This is a genomic window from Kineothrix sp. MSJ-39 (assembly GCF_018917935.1).
Lineage (GTDB): Bacteria > Bacillota > Clostridia > Lachnospirales > Lachnospiraceae > CAG-194.
The window spans coordinates 296,556-318,794 of sequence record NZ_JAHLPN010000002.1; the positions used below are offsets into that span (position 1 = coordinate 296,556).

Sequence of the window (22,239 nt, forward strand, 5' to 3'; positions counted from 1 at the left end):
TGTTAGCAGTGGCTAATGCGACCTCCGATACAGATAAAAAATTGCATTTCCAAGCATTCCGCAGCAACAGAAAAAAACGGAAAAAGCGATTGTTATAGCGGAATTTCTGCCTGTACATATGCAATAACCGATAAAAATCAGACTTAAGAATATCACACAGGTAAATAATAACGGAACCGGAGCTTTTTTATTTTTCACATTTTCTTCTGCTTCACCTTCTGTATGCTTCTTCTGTATCTCCTTTTCTTTTCTCTCTTTTCCCGTTTCCTCCGATTGTTTTCTTTCTTCCGGTAGACTTTCTGTATTGTTTTCCTTTTCCCTTGGCTTTTCTATGATCCGCGTCAGAATTGCCTCCAGTCCCAGACTGTCTTCCCGTACCAGCTTATAAAACTGATAGGCATAGGTAACTGCAAATTCATCCTCCTGATCGATCATGCTCAAAAGCTCCTGCGCCAGATTTGTGACCTTTTCCTGCAAAACTGCCACAGCGGAAGGATCATAGCAGAAATAAAAGGATCCTTCATAAAAATAGATCATCTCCGGAGAAAGCAATAAGCCGTCCGCAGGCAGAAAATATTCCTGTAGCTTTAATAAAACCAGATAAAGAGCCGTAAAAAGAGTCTGCATATCTGCTGCCGTCAGAGCCTGTCTTTTTGCCAGTGTTTCCAGATCGCTTCCGCATACAGCATAAGAAAGTCTCTTTTCTCCGTTAAAATTTTGCAGACTGCATGGAAAAAGTCCCGATATTTCATTTTCTGCCAGCATCTGCAGGGAAAATGCAGATGCCCGTTCCATCTCCTCCAGAATCAGAAAACTGCCCTGTGCCTGCTTTTGATATTCTATTTTCATCCTTTGCCCTCTCTTTTGGTCTGATTACTGATCTGCCGGATCCGGTGCGATTCCCAGATCACTTTCGATGGGTTCACACGTTTTATCTTTTTGTCAATCTGCCCGGAAAATACCCCTGCCTGAAATCCCATTCCCCGGAAAAAGGAAAGAAGGGGACTTTTTCGTTCCAGTCTGATCTGTGCTTTGATCTCCCATAAAGAAACCGAAACGGAATAATCCACATTTGTCAGAAAAACCAGCCTCTTTTTCCCCATTTCCCGCATTTCTTTGAGGATCTTGTCCTCTATTTCGCGCTTTCCCGCATGCTCCATCTGCGCACCGTGGATCACTGCCTGCCCTGCCAGATCCACTGCTGCTGCCCGGTTATAAAAGAAAAGAGCCGTTTCTGTCAAAAGCATAAACAGTGCCAGAAGAAGCGGCAGAAGGAATGCAGCTTCCACAGTTGCACTGCCCTTTTTGTCGTATTTTCCTGCCCGTATTCTTTTTATTTTTCTGCTTTCTATCACGCCCATTTTCATTTTCTGCTCCATTTCTATATATCTGCCTGTTTTCATCTTTGATTTTAGCAGAACCATTGCTCATCCTTTTATCCCTAAGAAATTACTAACCAAATAAATCATATATGAAAGCGTAAGAAACGGAAGATATGGTATTTCTGTCTTTCTGTTTCCTCTGTGTATCAAAATAAGAAATACCCCCGCAATACCTGCCATAAAAAGTCCTGCTGCAAAAATAAGAAATAAAGAATAAAAGGGCAGATAACATGCACACAGTAAAACCGCAAAAGCATCACCCATTCCGATCGCTTCCTTTGTCAGAAAAGAAAGAACAAACACAAAAATACTGAAAAGAAAGCCCGGTACTGCTGCCCGTAAAAACCCATCCGGTATTTGATACAATGCAAGTACAACCCCCGGTAAAAGGAGAACAATATTTATCTTTTTTTCTCTGATATCCCGCACAGATAACAAGAGCAGAAAAAGAAAACAGATCCATTCCCGCCTCATTTTATTCTCTGCAGCAATCTTTGCATGCTGCTCTCCCTTCTGCCTGCGACAACAATACAACCCGCAGACTCCGCTTCAGATCCGGGCATGTAATTTCCGTATGATACTTTACCCCATAATCTGTAATGAACACAGTTGTCCGCTTCAGCTCTTCCTTCGTCAGCTTCAGACATTTTTTACATGTATCATAAATTTTTCCGTCCTTGTTTCTTTTTGCACCGACATCTTTGCCACTGACGGGTAAAATATCGATATTCAAGTGCTTACAGCTTCTTTTTCTGTGATAAACCGTTCCATGCTCTGTCAGATAAACGTAGATCTCACTCTCTCCTGTCACATCCCCGTTTGCCGCATTATAGCCGTTGAATTTATGGACAACACAGCGATTTTCCAAAAGGATCGTTTGTATACCCGGACATTTTGGTGTCAAAGAAGCTGGATAAACACGGCGCAGACGGATCATATCGCTCTGGCTGCTCTGCACACTGACAGCCAAAACCGCCGTTTCCCTGGCGGTTTTATGCAGCTTTAACTGCCGGCCCATATTGTCCCGCATCAGCAAAACGATTGATAACAGCATAAGACATCCGATCAGAAAGACCGGAACAACCAGCGCGGCTTCTACGGTCATACTTCCCCGATTCTTCCGCCGCTTATGGAAGAAGGATACAGAAAATGGTCTCTGGCAGATCTTTTTTGGGAGATTGTTGTTCGATTGAACGGGATAATAAAACTGTGTCTGGAGTATTTTTCCTTTCTGTCTTCTGATTTTATGTATGCCAGAGACCATCTTCTGTACCCTCCTTTTCTGATTTATATTAGTAGTAAAAAGTTCTTTCTAATTCCTTACTGTAGCCATATTTACTTCCGATCTCTGCCTGTACGCTGAGATAATCCACACAATCTGCCAGATAAAAGGATGCATCCTCTGTCTGCAGATGCATTTCCACAACATCCATCATACGCAGTACCTTTTTCTCTTCTCCTTCCGCTGCCAGAAGCAGACGCAAATATTCCTGATAAGACAATTCTCCCGGCTTTTTCTCCTGTGTATCCTTAACTGCCGTATCTCCCTCATATTGCAGCATTCCTTCCAGGCTGTAATGCCAGTTCTGCGCTGTTTTGAGCAAAGACACACTGCCACCTGCCAGAAGCGTTCTGACATCATACACCGCCTCTGCATAAGCCCATGCAAATAACAAAGAGATTTTGATCGGTTCGATCAATACCGGAACACCTGCTGCCGTAGCGACTGCAGAAGCCATCGTCGCTGCTTCCGCCATTTTGGCTCCATCAGAAAACAGATAAGTAACATTACTGACTTCCCGGATCAGAAGTAACCTATGGACAACATATTTCAGATTTTCTATATCACTGTTTTTTCCGCCCAGAATATATTCCAGCTGATAGGACAATTCTCCTGCGTCTTTTTCCTCATCGAGAAAACAACTGCATTTTTCCATGATATAACTGTCAAACAACAGCTTTTCCGCTGTTTTTACCTGCTCCCGCGTGGTAAGACCGATTCCCTCCTGCTTTCCTTCTCTGTGAGAACTGAATCTGGCAGGATCGATCATCTGCTCCGAAATATGCTGCTTCTGGTCTGTTACAAGCAGAAGAACCCCTTTTGCCCTGCTTCCATTTACCTGATCCGCCGGATTTTCCAATTCTGTTTCTTCCAAAACAGGATTTCCTTCCGCATCAACCATTCCGGTGTCTTTTTTCGGAAGCTCCGTTTCTTCTATAATGCGTTGGTTCTGCTCCCTTTCCGCCGTCACATTTCTTGTAAATAATCCACTTTCCTGTGCGTCGGTAAGTTCTTTTTTCAGGTCTGTCACATAAGACAGGCCATATTTTTGTTCCATATACCGGATTGCCTGTTTTTCAAAAACCGCTCCTTTCTGGTCTGTTGCATATGCATATGCAGGGAAAGAAACATCCGACAGGAAGCATTTCGTCAGATCTGCCGTAGCTGCCATCTGACCCTGCATGAGATTTTCATTTGCATAGTAACTGAAATGCTTTTTGGTACGTGCAAGGGAGCCTTTCTCCTCTCCATAGGAGGTATCTATAAAAAGAAGATCATATGCATCAAAAAGTGCCCGGTTATACTCTGCAAACACAGAATACACTGCCAGATCCACAGCGGTTTCTGCCTGTATGCTGATTGCTCTTTGTCTGGCACCTTCTATGACCGTCACAAACAAAGACAGTAACACCGCCAGCATCCATGTCATATAGACAGTAACAGATCCTTTTTTCATTTGATACCTCCCTTCGCAAAGCTCAGACTTTGCCGCTTTCTGTTGAAATGGTCTTGAAAATATTGTTGACAATCGTCGTAAGCTGCTTTTTAAAGATCAGAACAAGTCCGATCAAAACAACCAGAATCAGGATCATTTCCACTGTTCCGATTCCTTTTTCATCACGCCAGATTTCTTTGATCACCTGCATCTTCTCACCCCCTTTCCGGATTTAAACAGGTTATATACCGCACACTTTCGCACCCGAGCGGATACGTAGCATGATCTATATTTCAGACATTTTCTGACGCAGACTACCATGCATATGTCGGAAAACGTCAGGAAACTGAAAACGATAAAAATGCCGGAATCATGATAAGCAGCATGACAAGCAGTAAAAGCAGTACCATGGGAAACAAAAGCTTCGTCCCTGCTTCTTCTCCCGCTTTTTTTACCTGCTGCTTTTGTAGAAGAAAGGCAGAAGCTGCTTCTTCCCGGAGCATAGGCAGAAAATCCTTTGTTCCTTTTTTTACATTCTGGATCAGCAGGGCACAAAATTTCAGATAAAGAGCACTTCCACATCGTTTTCCGAATTTGTCCAACGCCGGTTCCAGCATCTCATTTTTCATATCCCGGCAAAAAAGCTTTAGTTCCATGGCAAGATAAGGATTTTTCTCTTCTTTTTCCATTGTCTGAAAAATAAAAGGAACCGTCATGCCTGCACCTGCAAGCAACGTAAATTTGCTGACAAATGACGGATAGGAAAGTACAAGCTCCCTGCTTCTTTTCTCTGTTTCCTTCTCCAGATCCCGATCCTTTGCGAGGAAAAGCAGGAGAAACACAGCAGGGAGGAAGAGAAAAGCGATCAGAACTGTATTTTGATCCGAAAGATGATAGCTGACAGTCTGTCCCTGTACTTCTTTGGGAAGCTGCATTACTTCTTCTGTTTTCTGCTTCTCATCTGCATCCTGCAGAATATCTGTCAGTACTTCTTCCTGCTGCTTTTCCTTGGAAACATAAGGATATACCATCACAGAAAAACTGTGTTCCCAGATCTGTTCCTGACAGGACATGATCGCAGTCAGAAGCACAGCTTTTGGCTCTTTGAGTTCCTCTGTATTCACACTGCCATCACTGTCGATCAGTGTATAATCATCACTTTCCCAATCGATCCGGAACGGATATCCTTCATATTCTTTCTGTAAGTTCAGATCTTCCGTCACATGAGCAAAAGATGTATTATTTCCAAGCAATATGGTTTCAAAAGCTTTTATCAACTGCTCCCGTTTTTCGGTAAGTTCCTGTTTGGTAAATTGTCTGCTTTGCAGCGCATAGACCAGATTTTTTTCTTCCCTGCCATTGGATATGACAAGTGCAACCTCTCTCGGATCCTCCAGATACTGTCCGCGCCTGAGCTCATAACCGTTCTGCAGAACGGATTCTGTTTTCTCTTTTCCGTACAAAAGCAGAAGAAAACAGATCCCTACCAGCAGAACAGGCAGCAGATCCGCGGTTTTCCTTGCATAATATGTCCGCAGAGCTTCCTGTTTTTCCATCGTGGGATGCAAAATCCTTAAATGTTCTTTTACTTTTGGCTGATACAATTTTTGAAAAACAGAATACCCAAATAGCCGGTAACAAAATTCATAAACTAATTTTTTCATATGTGGATCTCCATGATCTTTTCAGATAACAGATAAGCTGTGGCATAAAGAAGGAGACAGGCGGACATGATCAGAATACCCATTGGATTTTGATACAGAGGCATAAAATAACCGGGGGAAGTCAGGGAAATATATCCCATGATAAAAAGTGGGATCAGAAGCATGATCCGCTGTTCCATTTTCTTTCCGGTCAGCATGACATCTATTTCCGCGAGCAGTTCTATTTTCTGACCGATCACATCTGCTGTATTGGCAATCATGGCGTTCAGATCTCCGCCGCTCTTTTTGGCTGTGGCGAATACCTTTGCAAAATCCATGATATCCGTCATCCGGCTTCGCTCTCCCAGATCATTCAAAAGCACTTCCAGAGAAATGTGGTTTTCCATCTGTCGTTTCATGCTCTGACATTCCTGCAGAATATCCGCAGATGCATTATATAAATAAGTCAGATCTCTGCAGGCTTCCAGAAAGGCATTTTCAATGGAATAACCCGCCTTCAGAGAAGCACCAAAGGAAAGGATCAGATCCTTAAACTCTTTTACAAGCTGCTTTTTCCGCTTTTCCAAAAGCTGTTTCTTTTTCTTTTTCCATAAAAAAGGGAAAAAAACAATACAGAGACCGCCTGCCAAAAATGTTCCGAAAAAAAGCTTTCCGATCAGTAAAAACAGAACTGTAACAGCAATCAGAAACGAAATCATCTCCCGCCGTCTGAATGTATATTTGTCATAATTCATAGTGTAATACCCGCCTGCTGCAGTTTTTCCGTATGAACAAGCGATCCTGTCTTTTTCCATATTCCCTGCACCTTGCCATTCCTTTCTCCTGTTTCTTGAAATTCATACAAAACAGAAAGCAGAACTTCCCCCTGCTCATAACCAACAACCTCTGATACGGACAATACCCGTCTGCTCTTGTCCCGCAGTCTTCCCAGATGAACGATCAGATCCACACCACCGGCGATCTGCCTGCGGATCGCTGCAAGCGGAAGCTCCATCCCCATGAGTACCATTGTTTCCAGACGGGCTATCATATCTGCTGCACTGTTGGCATGTCCCGTGCTCAGACTTCCGTCATGACCGGTATTTAAGGCCTGCAGCATATCGATTGCTTCTGCGCCCCTGACTTCTCCGACGATGATCCGATCCGGCCGCATACGAAGTGATGCACGGATCAGATCCCGGATCGTCACAGGCTTACAGCCTTCCACGTTGGCATTTCTTGTTTCCAGCCTCACCAGATTGTCATTTCCCTGAATTTGCAGCTCCGCACTGTCCTCGATCGTGATGATCCGCTCTGTGCGGGGTATAAAAGAAGAAAGTGCATTTAAAAAGGTCGTCTTTCCGCTGCCTGTTCCGCCACTGATAAAAATGTTATAGCCCGCAATGACAAGCTTTTCCAAAAAAGTACAGATCTCCTGTGAAACAGAACCAAGTCTTAAAAGCTCCGGTATGAGCAGCGGTGTCTTCCCAAAGCGGCGGATCGTCAGGATCGGCCCATTGAGTGCAACAGGCGGCAGTACGACATGGACACGGCTTCCGAAAAGTCTTGCATCTACGATCGGACTGCTTTCATTAACCACTCTGTTTGCTTTTGCAACGATCTGCTGGATCACATCCAGAAGCTTATCCTCTGATTCAAAGGCAGTCTGCCATTGCTGTAGTCTTCCTTCCTTTTCAATGAAAATGTGATCCGGACCGTTTACCATGATCTCTGTCACAGTTTCATCTTCCAATAGCTCCTGCAAAACATCATACTTCCGGATCGCATAATAAATTTCCCGGCAAAGTCTCTTTTTCTCTGCCAGTGGGATATATGTCTCTTTCCCCATAAGCCAGACTTCGTTTTCAACCAGTTCCTGCACCGCTTCATCTTCCATTTCCATGGAATGATCCAGCTTTTCCAGAAGGCGGCTTTTGATTTCCTGTTTCAGCTCATTCATCTTCTTCCTCTTTTTCCATCAGCTTCTGTACATAATCCGCCAGTTCCGTATGTGTATAAAGTGCCGCCTGATAGGAAAATTCCTTAAAAACAGGTATTTTGCATTCTTTCGTTTTGGAAAGCAGATCCTCTTTTTTGATATGGGAGAGCAGCTTTTTATACTGCTCCATCTTTGCCATTGCCAGTCCATCCTTAGGGATACAGCTGTAAATCTCATCACACAGCTCCAGCAAAGAAAAAAGTCCTCTTACCTGCTCCGTCAGATCCAGAATGATCACTTCATAGTCTGTTTCCCGGATGATCTTCCGCAAAAATGCCTGCCATGTTTTTTCATCGATTTCCTCCATATCGGGATAGGAAAAAACGGGTGGTAAGTAGTAAAGATTTCCGGTCATTTCCACCATGCTTTCCAATCTGCATCTGAATTTTTCCGCATCTTCCTGTAAAAAGTACAGAATATCCATCATATCGTATACAAATTTCTTCTGCATGATATACTCAAACCCGGAATAAGGTTCAAAATTCAGATAAAGCACTTTCTTATTTTTTGCAAGGATCTGCCCCATCGTCAGTGCGATAGAACTTTGCAGCATATGATGCGCCGGAGAGTAAAAAGCAATCAGTTTTGTTTCCGTAGCTGCAGTTCCCTTTACCGGTAAAAGTGCTTCTTCCTCACACAGCTTCAAAATGGCCTTTGCCATCTCATGGATCGACTGATATTTATAAATACCGGAGCCGTTCTTTGCTTCCGTCAGATACAGCGGACGTCTGACTTTTGTTAGAAGCTGCTCCGTCTGAAAAGCATCCAGAAAATCTTCTCCGATCAGGCAGATATCCTCTTCCTCCCGTTCCTTTTCAAATGCCAGAAAACGATCCGCATCATCAAATGCCATGATAGGAAAATGAAAGCGGTCTTTTAAATACGCAGAAAGTGTTTTCACAAGGATTGTTTCCCTGTCACAGATTGCAAGTAATTGATTCATAAAATACTTCCTCCTGTTTGTAGTGCAATCACGCCAAACAGGATTGGAATACTGAAATGGATGACTGCTTTTTTTCTTGTTTTTTTGAAAATGAGGCGATATGCCAATACGATAATGGAAATGAACGCGCCCGCAAAGCAGGCATAGATAAAAATAGAAATACTGTGCATAATTCCCGTAAACAGGGCACACACGCTGAAAAGCTTGATATCACCGCCTCCAAATGCACCAAAGCGGTAAACCGGTATGAGAAGCAAAAAGAAAACCGCTGCTTCCAAAATACCTCTGCCTGTTCCTATCCAGCCACCAGTCAGCCACCGATAACAGATGCCTGCCAGATATCCTGCCAGTATGATCCGGTTACTGATCCGGAACGTAAAAAGATCCATCACAACTGCCAGACAGAGGATTCCATACAAAAAGATCATACATCCTCCAAAATGATATAATTTTAAAAACGTGGAAATTGTGAAACAGGAACTGTTTCACCGATAGCAGAACTGCTATCTGTCTGTAAGCTGCATTATATAAGAGGGATTTACAAAAGTAAACCCCTCTTTACAAAAAAGATCATTTTTGTGAAAACTGCCGGATTTTCAGAAAAGCTGCATGCAAAACAGCATGCAAACCCCCGGAATTCCTAGGATCGTGCTTGTCAAAAGCGTCCAGACATTAACCCCGACGAACAGATCCAGTGCCAGATAAGAAAAGAGCTGATCCAGTCCTATGATCGTCACAAAACCTAAAATGCCACGTTCCACCAGACCAAGCACCAGTCGTCTTTTTTTCTGAAAACTGCTCAAAAACAAAACAAAAAGACAGACACACACAATAAAAATATACATATAATTCTGAGATGTAAATTCTCCCATTTCAAACACCATCATGTATTTTTCTATTTCAGTGTATGCCTGTTTTTATTATTTATGTATGATCCTTCTGCCTATTCCATAGTAAAAATTTTATCAGATTTCAAATGACAGACTGTTGACACCAAGCAGCTCTGCTGTCCGCTCATCAGGCTGTCCGAATCCAATAAAGATCTGCGCCTTTTTACCATCATAGACACGTTCGCCATCCTCTGTTACAGTAGAAAATGCAGTTTTGGAAATATGCAGGCTGATCCATTGTCCTTCCCCGGCTTTTATATGGATCCTTGCAAAAACACCGAGCTTCGGATGCAACACTTCATTCGGACTCTGTACTTTCACATAGCCCTGTAGTACTTCCTCTGTATCATAACTGCCCCTGTTTTCCACATGTACTTTTATCTCTATACCGTCTTTTACAGCATCTTCGTAAGTATATTCTTTTTCCGGCTGTATTTCATCTATCACACAATCACTGTAGGTCAGACCATAGCCAAACGGATAAAGTGGTTTTTTTGTCAGATAGCGGTAAGTTCTTCCCCGCATCGTATAGTCTGTAAATGCAGGCATTTCTGTCAGATCCCGGTATATGGTGACAGGAAGCTTTCCGGATGGTGAATATTCTCCAAATAAAAGCCTTGCCACTTCTCTTCCGCCTTCTGCTCCCGGATAAAACGCCTGTAGAATGGCAGCAGCTTCCTGATCCGCAAAATTAAGATCCATTGCAGAACCTGCAAGCAGGCAGACGATAAATGGTTTCTTTGTTTTCGCAACTGCTTCCAAAAGCCTTTGCTGCGGCGGTGGAAGAAGCAGATCCAGCTTGTCACCGGAAGCATAGGAATTTCCGGTATCTCCTTCCTCTCCTTCCAGAGTCTCATCGAGTCCCAGACAGAGAACAACCACATCTGCATGTTCTGCACAGCTGACTGCTTCACTGATCCTGTCATCAGGCTGTGCCAGTGCCTCTTCTCTGTCTTTGTATAAATGACAGCCCTGTGCATATAATACACGTCCGTCTTCTCCCAGATAATCCTGGATTCCTTCCAGAACCGTAATATATCTCGGAGGTGTTCCGTGATAATTGCCGATCAGTGCCTCTCTGCTGTCTGCATTTGGTCCGATCACGCCAATTGTCATACCTTTTTTCTTTTTCAGCGGTAAAATACCATCATTCTTTAAAAGAACAATACTTTCTTCTGCTGCTTTTTTTGCCAGCGCAAGATGTTCTTTGCAGGCAATGGTTTCATATGGTATCTCATCATATTCTGTTTTGTCAAACATTCCGAGCAGAAATCTTGTTGTAAACAAACGGATCGCCGCACGGCGGATCAGGGAAAGTGGCAGATCTCCCTTTTTATAAGCAGGCATAATCTCCCGGTAGGTACAGCCACAGTTCAGATCACATCCTTTTTCCAGCGCCAGATACGCACTTTCTTCCGCATTTCTGGTTACTTTATGGTTTTCATGGAAATCCTTGATTGCCCAACAGTCAGATACATAATGTCCCTCAAAATGCCACTTACCGCGCAATACCTCTTCCATCAGATAAGTGTTGGCACAGCATGGCTCCCCATTCGTGCGGTTATATGCACCCATCACAGATTCCACACCTGCCTCCACACAGGCCTGAAAAGCGGGCAGATAAGTTTCCCACATGTCTTTTCTGGTGGCCTTGGCATCAAAATGATGTCTTTCCTTTTCCGGACCGGAATGTACCGCAAAATGCTTTGCACACGCCGCTGTTTTTAAATAAGATCCATCACCCTGTAATCCTTTTACAAAGGATTCTCCAAGTCTGCTTGTCAGATATGGATCCTCTCCATATGTTTCATGTCCGCGTCCCCATCTCGGATCACGGAAAATATTCACATTAGGAGACCAGATTGTCAGACCTTTATAAATATCTCTGTCCCCATGCGCAGAAGCTGCATTGTATTTTGCACGGGCTTCTGTCGCGATCGTATCTCCTATTTTTTCTATTAGCACCGGATCAAATGTAGCTGCAAGCCCTATTGCCTGTGGAAATACAGTTGCAGTTCCGGCTCTTGCCACACCATGAAGTCCTTCACTCCACCAGTTATATGCCGGAATATGCAGTCTTTCAATAGCCGGTGCATCATATCTGAGCTGCGATGCCATTTCTTCTACTGTCATCTGATCAACCAGATGAACCGCTCTTTCTTCTGCTTCTTTTCTGTTCATTGCAAAATCCTCATACTCTCTACTGTTGTTCCGTCCTTTGTTAACTTCTGCTTTTATCTTACAAAATTACTTTTGCAGCGACCTCACATTTCTTGCGATATCGTTTACAAATATTGCGAATCATACACGCAAAAACTTTCCATTTATCAATTTGTATTTTATAATGGAAAAAGAAGGTAATTTTGCGTTTTATGCATGTAAAAGGAGGAGTTTTATGGCAGAAAAAAGAGAAACACCACCAAAATATAAGCAGCCTGTTACTGAGTTTGTAGGGCGGAATCTGACAGGCTCTCTGGAGCAGATCGATTACAGTCCCAAATCCCATATCCGCATATGGTACAATAATCAGGTAGAAGGATATGCCACACATCATCATACTGCAATGGAGATGATCCTATGCATAGAAAACACATACACTGTTATTGCCAACAACAAGACCTATCATTTAAATGTTGGCGATATATTGTTGATTCCACCAAATATGTTACACAAGATCATCTGTCAGGAAGAAGGTACCCGCTTTATTTTTCTGATCAATATCGATTCCTTTTCCAATCTGGAAGATTATCATACACTTGATCCTGTTTTTATGGATGCTTATTACTGCTCTGCCATTACTAAGCCTTCTATTTATCAGGAATTTTATGCTAATCTGATGCAGATGATCGATACTTATTTTTCCAATGATATTTTTTGGGAAACAACGATATTTTCTCTTTTACTGAAAAGCTGTATTTTGATTGGAAAAGAACAATATGATCAGTCCGTTACTCAGGCTGATACAGATAATATTAATAAACACAGGGAACATTATGATAAGTTCGTAAGCCTTCTGACCTTTATTGATGCTAACTATCAGGAAGATCTGAGTCTGGAACAGGCTGCTGATTACATTGGTTTTTCCAAATACCATTTTTCACGTTTATTTAAGATCCATACAAATACAACTTTTTATGATTATTTGTCTCACAAAAGAGTACAGGCTGCGCAGTCTCTTCTTGCAACCGACATTCCGATCACGGACATTGCATTCCAGACGGGTTTTAATAATCTGACTACCTTCTGCCGGTGTTTTAAAAAATGTACCAATTGTTCTCCAACGGAATACCGTAATAAATTCCGCGAAGAACAGGTAAATTAAACATCTCTTTTCAACAAAAAAGGAAGCCAAAAGCTTCCTTTTTTTGTGAATGAGAGAGATACTTTATATTAACCTTTTACGCTACCTAATGCGACACCTGCAATAATATACTTAGAAAGCAACAGGTACACAATGATCAGTGGTAAAACGGTCAATGTCAGACCCAGATAGACAGAACCGTATTCCGTCTTATAAATATCACCCCGAAGAAGGCTGACCATGATAGGCATGGTATATTTATCCTGGTCTGTCAGCAGGACAAGCGGTGTAAACAGGTTATTCCAACTGGATACAAAACTGAAGATTGCCTGTGTTGCAATCGCCGGTTTCATAATAGGGAGGACAATGGAATTGAATATAAAATATTCACCTGCACCGTCAATTCTTGCTGATTGCACAATTTCCATCGATAAAGTGGATTGTAAATACTGCCTCATAAAAAATACCATAGATGGCGAAGCAATTGCCGGTAAAATCAACATGAGCAGATTATTTGTCATATGGATTTTATAAACCATCTGGTAAAAACCGATCATCGTAACCTGCGCAGGAATCATCATAACAGCCATGATAAAGCTGAAAAACGGCCGTTTCAGTTTCCAGTCATATGCTGTCAGTGCATATGCCGTCAATGATGAGAAATAAACCGCCAGCCCTGTGGAACCTACGGAAATGATCAGGGAATTCATAAATCCTCTGGCAGGATTAAAGCTTTTTCCAAGCAGAATCTTCAAGTTTTTGATCACATGTGTAGATGGCAGAAGAGAAATTGCATGCTGCTGTATTTCCGTTGTCGATCTCGTCGCATTCATAATCATGATCCAGAAGGGCATAATACTGATGATCGCCAGCAGAATACATACAACGTAGATCACAATCTTCAGAATTCTATTTTCTTTATTGTGTAACATTTGCACCCTCCCTTTCCATTCTTTTCTGTGCCTTCAGCTCCTGTTTGTACTTCTTTTCCTGTCTTCTGATCTCACGAAGTCTGAGTTCTTCATCTTTATCTCTTAAAATGTAGAACATAAATGCTGAGATAACGCAGATGATCAGGAACATGATCATGCTCGCTGCTGCTGCCCTGTTATACATATAACTGCCACTGAATGCCTGATTGTAAATAAATACGCTTGTTGTAAGTGTTGCATTATCCGGTCCGCCAAGCAGGAACAGCTTTGGAATATCAAACATATTCAGACCACCGATAAGACTTGTAACAAGTGTAAACAACAAAATTGTTTTAATATTCGGAATCGTAACATAAAAGAATGTCTGTACACGATTCGCGCCATCTACTTCCGCTGCTTCAAAAATCTCGGGACTGATACCAAGTACACCGGAAATCAGGACAACCATTGTATAGCCATACCACATCCATGTCTGGATGAAAATAACAACACCCTTTGCAACTGCTTTATTAATGAGCAGGTTTACAGGCTCATTAGTGATACCAAGTCTTACAAGTAGATCATTTACCGGTCCCATCGGATATCCGAATAAAGCATTAAACAGGATTGCCACAGTTGCAGCAGTAATAATATTCGGCATATAGAAAAGAACCTTAAATAATCCCTGTCCTTTTACCTTACTTCGTTTATCTGTAAACCATGCAGTTAACAAAAGTGCCAATAATATCTGTGGAATAAAGTTACAGATCCACAGGAAAACTGTATTTCTTAACGCCTGTTGAAAAGACGGATTGGTCAATATAATTTTAAAATTACGAAAGGGATCTTCTGTCAGAAAATGAAAATTTGTCATTCCGAGACCCTTCAGATCTGTAAAACCAATCAAAGCTGTATATACGATCGGATATAAAGAAAACAATATAAATGCAACCATAAAAGGAATACTGAATATGTAACCGTATTTTGCATATCCGTGATGCTTTCTTTTTCTCACATCTTTCACCTCCAATTCCTTTCATACATCAAAGATGTATGATACAGCCTCATCCCTTAACCGGGATGAGGCTTCAGATCATTTTTATTCTACGATTACGTCCAGATTATCCGCTACCTGCTGTTTAAAATCTGCAATTGCCTGCTCACGGGACTTATTACCTGCTGTGTATTCACGAACCTGTTCTCTCCAGTAAGTATTGATCGTCTCATCATACTGTGTCAGGTTGGTACCCTTTGCATAAGAGTTAGCCGGAACAAATACATCAAACATGTTCTGTCCGCCAAGGAAATCCACGGATCCGTCAGATTTTGACATAACTGTTCCACTGGCTACACAGTCTTTTGTGCCACCTTCTCCATTATAAGTACCGTTTGCCCACATATACTGCAGACCTTCTTCACTGCTGTCAAGTGTAATCCACTCAAGGATATCCTTTACAGCTTCCTTCTTCTGTGTATCTTTGTTTGCAAGAAGCCATGTACCGCCCCAGAAGAAACCGATTGGAGGCTCACATACTGCCCAGTCACCATAAGTACCTTCTCCAACCTTTTCGCCACCACAGTTAGGAGCAAGTGTATAGTTGATCAGCCATGCAGGACCAAAGAAACCGAAAATCTGCTGTGCACCTTCGCCCTTCATATCTGCAAACCATGCATCCTGCCAATCCTGTGTATCATTATGATAACCATTGTCTTTCAGTTTTTTAGAAAGATCTAAGAACTCTTCACGTTTTGGATCGATATTTAATTTTCCGTCCACAATCCAACCTTTATCTGAGCTGTTTTCCACTGCATGCCAGATATCGCCATCACCTGAAACAATACCATAACCTTTTGCTTTTAATTCAGCTGCTGCATTGTAGAACTGATCCCATCCAGGACCAACCTTCTTTGAAATTTCTGCCGGATCATCTGTTCCCCAGACATCTTTTGCAATGGAACGACGATAAATAAAAGCACCACCTGTTGCCTGATAACCAAGTGCAACCAGTTTTCCGTCAGGATTTGTTCCGATATCCATCGTATACTGCGCAATATCCGCATCTTTTGTCATAGTAGCTACATCAATGCCAAGATCTTCATAAGCTGCTGCATACTGTGAAGCATCACCCTGTGTATATTTCAGTACAAAAGCTGCTTCTGCACAATAAATATCAGGTGCATCAGCTCCTCCTGATGCAAGTGCCTGATCCAGTGCCGGCTGATAAGCACCATCCGTTGTTGCAATAATTGTTGTGTTGATATCATAATCAAAATCAGGATGCAATTCTTTGTACTTTTCAATCATATTAGGCACTTCATCTGTAAATGCCCAGACATTGATCACATGATCCGCATCTGCATTTGTCTTTGCATCTCCTGTACTTTCTGTACTTTCTTCGCTCTCTGCATCCGTTTGTGTTTCAGCAGTTGTATCTCCAGCCTGATCAGCCTGATCAGATGTACTGCCACAACCAACAAGAAGAGTTGATATTGTGCATGCGCATAAAATACTTGCAATTAACTTCTTCATTTTTTTCCTCCTTACAATACCCTTTGTTTTTTACTTTGCATTGCTATTCCCAATAACAGGCCCCGTTGTGTAATAACATAACTTTATTATACATTTTTTTATATTTGATTCTTTACGATTCTTGCTTTTTATTTTGCAATTCTTGCCAAATATGTATTTCGTACTAACAATAAACACATATTTCCTGTATACTCAATTTATAATATGGATGATTTAAAGAAAGGAATGATTTTTATGAAGGATTTGTTTCAGGCTGATAATCCACTGATTCGGATTTTAGAATGTTTTTTTGATCTGATGGAACTTAATTTTCTCTTTATTCTGACATCGCTCCCTCTTTTTACAATAGGGAGTTCACTTTGCGCATTATATAATACAAGTATTAAAATGATCCGGAAAGAAGGTATTTCAATCCATAAAAACTATATGCATTGTTTTCGAAAGCAGTTTAAATCTGCAACGCCTTTATGGATCTGTCTTTTTCTTTTATGTGCTTTTTTCCTGACAGATTTGTATATTGTCTGTTTTATACTTGACCGGAAATATGTATTGCTACAAGTTCCGTTTCTGATTCTGCTGTTTGTGTTATTTTCCATTATCATTTATGCGTTTCCGCTGCTTTCCTTTTATGAAGCAACTTTAAAAGACACTTTAAAAAATGCCATACTGCTGAGTCTCAGTAATCTGCCAACAACCATTCTGATCCTGTTTATCCCTGCCTTTTTACTTTTTCTTTCATCTCTTTCGGGCAAAAATCTGGTCATGATCGGAAGCCTGTTGTTCTTTTTTGGTTTTGCAGCATTGGCTTGTTTCTATTCTTTGTTTTTATCTAAAATTTTATTATCCTGTGAAAAGGATGTATCATAATATTACTATTTTTATTATCTGTCTTATGCGTAAAAACCGCGACTGCTGCTGCCATCCTGACTGCTGACTGTCAGATCTTCCCGTCCGTAGGTCAGACCTGCATAAACCTGCTGGCTCTTCTGCATGACAGGATCACTCGTATCGTTGACAGCATCTTCTTTATATATTTCGTAAAGTCTGCGCATCACCTTTTCTGCTTCAAAAAGCGGTTCTGCTTTTTTACTGCCAAGGGCTATGCCAAGCTGCCTGCTGACATATAAGTATAAACCCAGAACAGTTCTGCCAAGCTCATTTTTTTCCTGCACGCTATCTGTCAGCTCCCGCAGACAGTCAATGGATTTTTCCATGCTTCTGTGAAAAGCATCTTTCTGTCCGTCCGCAAGCGCATCTTTTGCATCTTCCATATATTGCAGAAAAATTTCATATAACAGCACAATGAGCTGGCTTTTGTTTGCCTGCGTGATCCGCAGTGTAAATTCCTGTTTTTTTTCGTTTGTCATGTAGGAGTCCTCTAATGTCCTATAACTTGCTTTGCAAGTTATTTGGCCGCACATTTGCTGACGCAAATATGTGACAAGCTTCGCAAATATGTGGCAATTATTCTATAACTTGCTTTGCAAGTTATTTGGTCATACATTTGCTGACGCAAATATATGACAATTATTCTATAACTTGCTTTGCAAGTTATTTGGCCGCACATTTGCTTCGCAAATATGTGGCAATTATTGTAACAGCTGCAGTACTTCTGCCGGTCTCTGGTTCGCCTGTGTCAGAACGGAAATGCCTGCCTGATTGAGCACCTGCTGGTTTGCATATTCTGTCATTTCCTCTGCCATATCTGTATCCATGATACGGGAGAAAGCACTTGTCACATTTTCTTCTGTGACACCGAGGCTGCTCTGTGTATGCTCCAGTCTGTTTTCATAAGCACCAATTCTGGATCTGACAGTAGAAATATAAGCATTCGCCTGTTTGGTAAGGTCCATCGCACGCTGCGCACCTTCCTGTGTGGAAATATCGATATCAGAAAGACCGAGTGTATCCAGAGAAACCTCCGGAATACGAATCGCAAGCACCTGTCCCTCATTGGCTCCGATCTGGACACGCATGGCTCCGATTCCTGTAATATCAAGAGAAATGCTGCCATCCTGACTTGTTTTTGTAACGTCTTTATCTACCTGGAATGTAATTTCAAATTCATTTGCTGCTGTGACAGTTACTTTGTCGCCGTCATAAGTGATCTTGGCATCTTTCGGGAATGCATTTTCACTGCCATCCTGCAGAAGTGTTACACTACCGTCTTTCAGATCTACATTTCCATCCTGATCAAGCGGGATCGGATTTACCAGACTGAACTTATAATTTGCGACCGGTGTTTCATCGGAATAATAGCTTACCTTAATGCCCTTTGCATCTGCATAGCCTTTTAGATCGCAATCGCCGTTTAACAGCTTTTTGCCGTTAAATTCCGTATCATTTTTCATACGTTCGATTTCTTCTTTCAGCTCTTTTATCTCTGCCTGAATGGATTCCCTGTCGGAATCTGTTTTTGTACCTGTTGCTGCCTGTACGGAAAGCTCATTCATACGCTGTATCATGGACTGTATTTCTGTCAGTGCACCTTCTGCCGTGCTGACAACGGAAACTGCCGTACTTGCATTATCCTTAGACTGTGAAAGCCCCTTGAGCTGTGCATTCATACGCTTTGCGATCGCAATTCCGGATGGATTTTCCTTTGCATGATTTACCTTATAACCTGTCGATAATCTCTCTGTTGAAACATTAAACTTTTTTTCATTCACTGTAAGTGCTGCATTGGCTACAACCGCCGATACATTGTAATTGATCTTCATACCTGTTCACCTTTCTGCTTATATTTCCATTAACAGTCTGATCAGCTGTTTTGCTGTCTGATACAGACCATTTGCAGAAGTATGACTTCCCTGTACCTCTTCTGACCGGTTTTCTGTATTTGTATGCATCTGCTTCCCTGCAGACTGCTCCGTATCATAATAAGAATTTTTAATATCCTGACTATATACAATAGTAATATCGGCAGAATATCCTGTTTCCGAAAGAACAGACTGTTTAAAATCTTCCTCTTTTTCCTGTAATTTCTGCAGGGTATCTTCCCTGTTACAGCCGATATATCCTGTTATTCTGCCATTTTCCTGTCTGCACTTTGCAGCTATGATCTCTCCATCCGTCAAAGTTACCTGTAAAGAAGCAGATGCTTCTTTCTGCTCTGTATGACGGAAGCGGACAGTAACACTTGTCAGTTCTCCGCGTATCACAGCGGGCATTTCATAGCATTCCTCTTTTGCCAGATGAGAAGATAAACAAAGCTGCTTGGCAACCAAAGAAAGTGCTTTGATATCGAGCAGATCCGACTGTTCATAAACAGCTTCCTCCACTGCTTCCTGCATTGTATCGGTAAAGTCCTTATAAGACTGCTTTGCTTCTTCCACATCGTTAAAATGAGATAACAGCTCTTCAAAAGCAGCATCGACATTTGGGAAAGTATCTGCATTTTCCGTCTCAGACTCTGCATCTTTGATCTTTCTAAACATATCTCCGCGGCTGTTTAACATCTGTTTTGCCGCTGCCATGTTCTGGGCATGCACAGGCTGCCCGAAAGCCGTCAGAAATTCGATCACAGGTTCCTGACCCGTGAGATCTTCCCGCATCTTGGCAAGCTCTTCCCCGCTCTGCATGATAGAAATGCTTTCCATTTCCGTCTGTACCGTTTCCATGGAAAGTGCATCAAACAGCCCCTTCGCCTGATATTGATAATAGCTGTCGATCTGGTCGGAAATGCTTTCGCCCTTTTGCACCACTTCCTTCTGCAGACCGAAATCATCATCTACTTTTACATCCACTTTCTTTTTCTGTCCTGTTCTGACAGCGGAAAGCAGATTGGAAAAACTAAGCTCCTGCCCGTTTGCAACAACGGTTCCGATCGCTTTTCCGTCTCCTTTTTCAATCTGGCGGATCAGACGGTAAATACCGATATAAGAAGCTCTTTCTTCTGCGGAAATGGATTTTTCCTGTTCCAGCTTATATAAATACCGGCTGAATCTTTCTTCATTGTCCACATAGTCTGTCTGCTGATTTTGCAGATAAGCAGTCAGATCATCTACTGTTTCCTCCAGCGGATTGACACCTTCCCGTATCATCTGCAACGTCTTCGCGGGTGTCATTTCAGAAAGCAAGTTCTGCAGCTTTGCATCTGCGTATCGGATTTCTTCAATATTCTCTTTTGTGATCTCCTGCCGGTTATAAGCCAAAATACGGACAGCTCTTCTGTTTGCATCCGTAGCTTCCATTCCGTTTTCGGAAAGCAGATCATCCACATTTCGGAAAGCATCTTTGATGGAATCTCCCAGATCCGCTCTTGGCTGTGTCATCAGTGCTTCGTAACTTTCTCCCGCTTTCTGGTACATACTCTGACGGCTCAGACCTGCCTCATAAATACCGGAAAGCTGATAACTGCCGATCTGTCTGCCGATCGGACCAAGGATTGCAGCAGGCATCTGACCGATCTGCATAATCTTATGACTGTTTTCCTTCCAGACCGCATCCATCGCTTCATCCGGGAGAGAAATTCCCATGGTTTCTCCACTTTGCTGCTCTATTTTTTTAAGGTTTTCCACAAGATCCTCGATTGGCTGTGTATCAATCGCATAATCACTCTGCAAAAGAAGCAGATTGGCTCTGACTGTCATCTGGAGCCGCACTTCTTCCATAACACGTCTTGCATGGATCTGCTGCCCTGATAGCTGCGCATCTGTTTCCGTCATATTACCGGACGAAACGGAAGCTTCCTTCTGCTGCATCTCCAGATCCGCCTGCGCTCTTGCCAGATTGTGGATATTGCAGGTCTGTCCTTCGGAAACAACCTTGTCAACAGCTTCATCACTGATAGAAACAGCCTCATCCATGATCTTTTCTGCCTTTTTAAGAAGGCTCTCTCCGGCGAGAAGTGCTTCCTTCGGTGCTTTTCCTTCCTTTAATGCTTCTACTATCTTTTCCGTAACAGCAGCTTCATTTCCCTGCTCCATACGGTTCATATCCTGCAGCAGCAGAAGATTCTCCGCCGTCAATGGGATATCTCTTCCAACGAGCCACATACAATCGGCTTTTGTCTGTTCATCAGCAGTCAGCCCTGCTTCTTCTATCACACTGTCGATCTGCTTTGCAAAAGCAGGATCTGCTGCCATCGCCTGATCCTTTTCCTGCCCCTGATAAGTGGCGGCAAATTTTGCTTTATAAGTATTTTCAATCGTGACAGGCAGCTCGTTTTCCAAAAGATACTGCTTCATATCATCCGTTACATCACCGATCTGCATAGCAAGATCTTTTGCATCTACTGTTTCCCGGGCATTATCTTCCGTAAGCGGAATGTCATTTTGGGAAAATGCCGCCATCAGGCTCTGCGCATAGCCTGCATCGCCGGAAAGTGCTGTCAGCTTATCCAGTGAAAAATCATCACTGCTGTTAAAACCCGTGATCACAGTACCGGCTTTTGCCATTTCCGCCTTGATGTGATCCATGATCGTTACCGCATCACCTGCTTCAATCCTGCCCGGATTTATGCCGTCTTTTACAAGTGCCTGATAATCATCCGCAGACATGGTATTTGCCATAACCGTCATATAATCCTTTAAAGAGGCAGTATCCACAACCGATGTTTCTGTCTGGATATCTTCCATCGTTTTTCCCTGTTTATCGTAAATACCCTGTTTTGTCTGCGTAGCTGAAAACGGATTTGCAGCAAATACAGCAGCAGCTTTTGTATCTTTTTTTTCTGCTGTCTGCGCCTTCGGTATTTCTTTTTCCTGATTGACCTGTATATTCGTAAAGTTGATTCTCATAGGATCCTCTTTCTTTCGGTTTCTATCTTCATTACAGAGACGAGATACGCTCTGCGAATCTCGCTCTGATTAGCGGTCGTCAAATGCATCGCATAAATGCGTGCATTTTCCTCGTCGCCATAACAAAAAAAGGTAAGCACAATGTGCTTACCTTTTATTTCGGATTCTTTTTCTTTTTTCTA

Annotated in this window: 21 protein-coding genes; 2 read left to right on the forward strand and 19 right to left on the reverse strand. The window is 42.3% G+C overall.

Annotated features, from left to right (window positions below; genetic code table 11):
* Nucleotides 1-12 precede the first annotated feature (12 nt).
* From KQI22_RS02935 to KQI22_RS02995, 13 genes are all read right to left on the reverse strand, one after another.
* Nucleotides 13-849, reverse strand: a complete 837-nt coding sequence (locus tag KQI22_RS02935) for a DUF6382 domain-containing protein (protein WP_216550577.1) — start codon at nt 847-849, stop codon at nt 13-15.
* Complete coding sequence (locus KQI22_RS02940; RefSeq protein ID WP_216550578.1) at nt 846-1,403, reverse strand: TadE/TadG family type IV pilus assembly protein; 558 nt, start codon at nt 1,401-1,403, stop codon at nt 846-848. The genes KQI22_RS02935 and KQI22_RS02940 overlap by 4 nt, the downstream gene beginning before the upstream one ends.
* Before the next feature lie 24 nt (nt 1,404-1,427).
* Nucleotides 1,428-1,856, reverse strand: a complete 429-nt coding sequence (locus tag KQI22_RS02945; protein ID WP_216550579.1) for a prepilin peptidase — start codon at nt 1,854-1,856, stop codon at nt 1,428-1,430.
* Nucleotide 1,857: 1 nt separating this feature from the next.
* On the reverse strand, nt 1,858-2,487 hold the full coding sequence (locus KQI22_RS02950; RefSeq protein WP_216550580.1) for a TadE/TadG family type IV pilus assembly protein: 630 nt from the start codon (nt 2,485-2,487) through the stop codon (nt 1,858-1,860).
* A gap of 187 nt (nt 2,488-2,674) precedes the next feature.
* Complete coding sequence (locus KQI22_RS02955; RefSeq protein WP_216550581.1) at nt 2,675-4,120, reverse strand: DUF5702 domain-containing protein; 1,446 nt, start codon at nt 4,118-4,120, stop codon at nt 2,675-2,677.
* Between the two features lie 22 nt (nt 4,121-4,142).
* The gene (locus KQI22_RS02960) at nt 4,143-4,310 is read right to left on the reverse strand and encodes a Flp1 family type IVb pilin (RefSeq protein WP_022003770.1); all 168 of its coding nucleotides are present in this window, start codon (nt 4,308-4,310) and stop codon (nt 4,143-4,145) included.
* 127 nt (nt 4,311-4,437) lie between these two features.
* Nucleotides 4,438-5,763 (reverse strand): immunoglobulin-like domain-containing protein, encoded by a 1,326-nt coding sequence (locus KQI22_RS02965; RefSeq protein ID WP_022003771.1) that lies wholly within the window; start codon nt 5,761-5,763, stop codon nt 4,438-4,440.
* Entirely contained in the window at nt 5,760-6,497 is a 738-nt protein-coding gene (locus KQI22_RS02970) for a type II secretion system F family protein (RefSeq protein WP_216550582.1), read from the reverse strand. The genes KQI22_RS02965 and KQI22_RS02970 overlap by 4 nt, the downstream gene beginning before the upstream one ends.
* Complete coding sequence (locus KQI22_RS02975; protein WP_216550583.1) at nt 6,494-7,702, reverse strand: CpaF family protein; 1,209 nt, start codon at nt 7,700-7,702, stop codon at nt 6,494-6,496. The genes KQI22_RS02970 and KQI22_RS02975 overlap by 4 nt, the downstream gene beginning before the upstream one ends.
* Complete coding sequence (locus KQI22_RS02980) at nt 7,695-8,684, reverse strand: hypothetical protein (RefSeq protein ID WP_216550584.1); 990 nt, start codon at nt 8,682-8,684, stop codon at nt 7,695-7,697. Before KQI22_RS02980 ends, KQI22_RS02975 begins: the two co-directional genes overlap by 8 nt.
* On the reverse strand, nt 8,681-9,112 hold the full coding sequence (locus KQI22_RS02985) for an A24 family peptidase (RefSeq protein WP_216550585.1): 432 nt from the start codon (nt 9,110-9,112) through the stop codon (nt 8,681-8,683). Before KQI22_RS02985 ends, KQI22_RS02980 begins: the two co-directional genes overlap by 4 nt.
* 168 nt (nt 9,113-9,280) lie before the next feature.
* Entirely contained in the window at nt 9,281-9,571 is a 291-nt protein-coding gene (locus KQI22_RS02990; RefSeq protein ID WP_216550586.1) for a pro-sigmaK processing inhibitor BofA family protein, read from the reverse strand.
* Nucleotides 9,572-9,649: 78 nt separating this feature from the next.
* Complete coding sequence (locus tag KQI22_RS02995; protein ID WP_216550587.1) at nt 9,650-11,755, reverse strand: glycoside hydrolase family 3 C-terminal domain-containing protein; 2,106 nt, start codon at nt 11,753-11,755, stop codon at nt 9,650-9,652.
* 214 nt (nt 11,756-11,969) lie between these two features.
* On the opposite strand from KQI22_RS02995, the gene KQI22_RS03000 reads away from it, so the two are divergent.
* The gene (locus KQI22_RS03000) at nt 11,970-12,896 is read left to right on the forward strand and encodes a helix-turn-helix domain-containing protein (RefSeq protein ID WP_216550588.1); all 927 of its coding nucleotides are present in this window, start codon (nt 11,970-11,972) and stop codon (nt 12,894-12,896) included.
* A gap of 68 nt (nt 12,897-12,964) precedes the next feature.
* Here KQI22_RS03000 and KQI22_RS03005 read toward each other — a convergent pair whose 3' ends face one another.
* The 3 genes from KQI22_RS03005 to KQI22_RS03015 all read right to left on the reverse strand — a co-directional run bounded on the left by KQI22_RS03005 (nt 12,965) and on the right by KQI22_RS03015 (nt 16,316).
* Nucleotides 12,965-13,807, reverse strand: coding sequence for a carbohydrate ABC transporter permease (locus KQI22_RS03005; protein WP_216550589.1), 843 nt, complete (start codon nt 13,805-13,807; stop codon nt 12,965-12,967).
* Nucleotides 13,794-14,801, reverse strand: a complete 1,008-nt coding sequence (locus KQI22_RS03010; RefSeq protein ID WP_330623248.1) for a carbohydrate ABC transporter permease — start codon at nt 14,799-14,801, stop codon at nt 13,794-13,796. The genes KQI22_RS03005 and KQI22_RS03010 overlap by 14 nt, the downstream gene beginning before the upstream one ends.
* An 84-nt stretch (nt 14,802-14,885) precedes the next feature.
* A complete protein-coding gene (locus KQI22_RS03015; RefSeq protein WP_216550590.1) occupies nt 14,886-16,316 on the reverse strand; it encodes an ABC transporter substrate-binding protein in 1,431 nt (476 codons plus the stop codon).
* A 297-nt stretch (nt 16,317-16,613) separates the two neighbouring features.
* Here KQI22_RS03015 and KQI22_RS03020 point away from each other — a divergent pair, with 297 nt between their 5' ends.
* Nucleotides 16,614-17,183 carry a YesL family protein gene (locus KQI22_RS03020; protein ID WP_253293484.1) on the forward strand — a complete coding sequence of 190 codons (570 nt, stop codon included), beginning with the start codon at nt 16,614-16,616 and terminating at the stop codon, nt 17,181-17,183.
* 23 nt (nt 17,184-17,206) lie between these two features.
* On the opposite strand, the gene KQI22_RS03025 is transcribed toward KQI22_RS03020, so the two are convergent.
* From KQI22_RS03025 to KQI22_RS03035, 3 genes are all read right to left on the reverse strand, one after another.
* Nucleotides 17,207-17,683 carry a flagellar export chaperone FliS gene (locus tag KQI22_RS03025; protein WP_216550592.1) on the reverse strand — a complete coding sequence of 159 codons (477 nt, stop codon included), beginning with the start codon at nt 17,681-17,683 and terminating at the stop codon, nt 17,207-17,209.
* A 222-nt stretch (nt 17,684-17,905) separates the two neighbouring features.
* A complete protein-coding gene (locus tag KQI22_RS03030; RefSeq protein WP_216550593.1) occupies nt 17,906-19,036 on the reverse strand; it encodes a flagellin N-terminal helical domain-containing protein in 1,131 nt (376 codons plus the stop codon).
* Nucleotides 19,037-19,054: 18 nt separating this feature from the next.
* On the reverse strand, nt 19,055-22,057 hold the full coding sequence (locus KQI22_RS03035) for a DUF6240 domain-containing protein (protein WP_216550594.1): 3,003 nt from the start codon (nt 22,055-22,057) through the stop codon (nt 19,055-19,057).
* Between the last annotated feature and the right edge of the window lie 182 nt (nt 22,058-22,239).